This window comes from Stenotrophomonas sp. 3diitr2024 (genome assembly GCF_042136455.1).
Taxonomy (GTDB): domain Bacteria; phylum Pseudomonadota; class Gammaproteobacteria; order Xanthomonadales; family Xanthomonadaceae; genus Stenotrophomonas; species Stenotrophomonas sepilia.
On sequence record NZ_JBHHMJ010000626.1, the window covers coordinates 2,501 to 5,463 of the forward strand.

The 2,963-nt window shown below is 54.2% G+C and carries 2 rRNA genes (1 of these 2 cut by a window edge); both read left to right on the forward strand.

Features of this window, described 5'->3' with window-relative positions:
- Window positions 1–2,353: ribosomal RNA gene (locus tag ABGA94_RS16260) — 23S ribosomal RNA — on the forward strand (it extends 527 nt beyond the left edge of the window).
- Window positions 2,354–2,479: 126 nt separating this feature from the next.
- Window positions 2,480–2,594, forward strand: a 5S ribosomal RNA gene (gene rrf, locus ABGA94_RS16265).
- Window positions 2,595–2,963 lie beyond the last annotated feature (369 nt).

A 2,963-nucleotide genomic window follows, 5' to 3' on the forward strand; every position in this document is an offset into this window, starting at 1 on the left:
CCGCAAGGAGTGACTGCGTACCTTTTGTATAATGGGTCAGCGACTTACTGTTCGTGGCAAGCTTAACCGTATAGGGGAGGCGAAGGGAAACCGAGTCTGATAAGGGCGCATAGTCGCGGGCAGTAGACCCGAAACCGGGTGATCTAGTCATGCCCAGGGTGAAGGTGCGGTAACACGCACTGGAGGCCCGAACCCACTCCCGTTGCAAAGGTAGGGGATGAGGTGTGATTAGGAGTGAAAAGCTAATCGAACCCGGAGATAGCTGGTTCTCCTCGAAAGCTATTTAGGTAGCGCCTCATATGTATCCTCTCGGGGGTAGAGCACTGTTATGGCTAGGGGGTCATCGCGACTTACCAAACCATTGCAAACTCCGAATACCGAGACGGACTGTATGGGAGACACACGGCGGGTGCTAACGTCCGTCGTGAAAAGGGAAACAACCCAGACCCACAGCTAAGGTCCCAAATTTTGTGCTAAGTGGAAAACCATGTGGAAAGGCACAGACAGCCAGGAGGTTGGCTTAGAAGCAGCCACCCTTTAAAGAAAGCGTAATAGCTCACTGGTCGAGTCGGTCTGCGGGGAAGATTTAACGGGGCTAAGCACAGAACCGAAGCTTGGGGTGCATAACTTTGTTATGCGCGGTAGAGGAGCGTTCCGTAAGCCGTTGAAGGTGGATTGAGAAGTCTGCTGGAGGTATCGGAAGTGCGAATGCTGACATGAGTAACGATAATGCGGGTGAAAAACCCGCACGCCGAAAGCCCAAGGTTTCCTTGCGCAACGTTAATCGGCGCAGGGTGAGTCGGCCCCTAAGGCGAGGACGAAAGTCGTAGTCGATGGGAAGCAGGTTAATATTCCTGCACCTCGCGTAAGTGCGATGGAGGGACGGAGAAGGTTAGGTGTACCAGGCGTTGGTTGTCCTGGGGAAAGGCGGTAGGTTTGGATCTTTGGCAAATCCGGGATCCTCTAAGACCGAGCACCGAGACGAGCCTTTATGGCAAAGTCACTGATACCACGCTTCCAGGAAAAGCTCCTAAGCTTCAGCTTACGCAGACCGTACCGTAAACCGACACAGGTGGGTAGGATGAGAATTCTCAGGCGCTTGAGAGAACTCGGGTGAAGGAACTAGGCAACATGGCACCGTAACTTCGGGAGAAGGTGCACCCTTTTTGGTGGCTCGTGCGAGCTATAGCTGAAGAGGGTCGCAGTAACCAGGCCGCTGCGACTGTTTATCAAAAACACAGCACTCTGCAAACACGAAAGTGGACGTATAGGGTGTGACGCCTGCCCGGTGCTGGAAGGTTAATTGATGGGGTCAGCCGCAAGGCGAAGCTCTTGATCGAAGCCCCAGTAAACGGCGGCCGTAACTATAACGGTCCTAAGGTAGCGAAATTCCTTGTCGGGTAAGTTCCGACCTGCACGAATGGCGTAACGACAGCGGCGCTGTCTCCACCCGAGACTCAGTGAAATTGAAATCGCTGTGAAGATGCAGCGTTCCCGTGGCAAGACGGAAAGACCCCGTGAACCTTTACTATAGCTTTACACTGAACGTTGAGTTCGTCTGTGTAGGATAGGTGGGAGGCTATGAAACCATGGCGCTAGCTGTGGTGGAGCCATCCTTGAAATACCACCCTGTCGTGCTTGACGTTCTAACCTGGGCCCATTATCTGGGTCGGGGACCGTGTATGGTGGGTAGTTTGACTGGGGCGGTCTCCTCCTAAAGAGTAACGGAGGAGCTCGAAGGTACGCTCAGCGCGGTCGGACATCGCGCACTGTGTGCAAAGGCATAAGCGTGCTTGACTGCAAGATCGACGGATCAAGCAGGTAGGAAACTAGGACTTAGTGATCCGGTGGTTCTGTATGGAAGGGCCATCGCTCAACGGATAAAAGGTACTCCGGGGATAACAGGCTGATACCGCCCAAGAGTTCATATCGACGGCGGTGTTTGGCACCTCGATGTCGGCTCATCACATCCTGGGGCTGTAGTCGGTCCCAAGGGTATGGCTGTTCGCCATTTAAAGTGGTACGCGAGCTGGGTTCAGAACGTCGTGAGACAGTTCGGTCCCTATCTGCCATGGGCGTTGGAGATTTGAGAGGGGCTGCTCCTAGTACGAGAGGACCGGAGTGGACGAACCTCTGGTGTTCCGGTTGTCACGCCAGTGGCATTGCCGGGTAGCTATGTTCGGAAGCGATAACCGCTGAAAGCATCTAAGCGGGAAGCGCGCCTCAAGATGAGATCTCCCGGGGCACAAGCCCCCTGAAGGAACCATGTAGACTACGTGGTTGATAGGTCAGGTGTGTAAGTACAGCAATGTATTGAGCTAACTGATACTAATGATCCGTGCGGCTTGACCATATAACCTCAAGTTGCCTTGGCTTTACGACAGCGTCGTAAGAGCATCCAAGTGCACGCTACGTCACAAGAACTATGCGAGGCTGGCGCCTTGTCCCCCAGGGACGAGTGCGACTCTCCAAAAGCCTCCCTGGTGAAATTAGCGCTGTGGAACCACCCGATCCCATCCCGAACTCGGAAGTGAAACGCAGCTGCGCCGATGGTAGTGTGGCTCAAGCCATGCGAGAGTAGGTCATCGCCAGGGTTTACACCCGAGAACCCCGCTGCATGCGCAGCGGGGTTTTCCTTTTTTTGCAGGTACCTGGTTTCGACCTGGACTTGCAGCAACAACTTCACGAAGAGCTTCAAGTTCCTCAAACAAGTTGTTGACAAAGCTGAAAGGCCTGCCATAATAGGCGGCTCGCAACGACGAAAGGCCCTCGGGCCCAACGACGAAGCAGCATCGGCAACAACGTCCACTCCGGTGAGACGACCTTGAAAAAAGGTGTTGACGAAGCAGAAAAGCCGGCTATAATGGGCGGCTCGCTACGAAGGAAACTTCGCAGCACACGGGAACGGCGCTGAGGCCACTTCCCCGGATCTTTGAAAGTATGCGCAGGTATCTTGTGAAGGC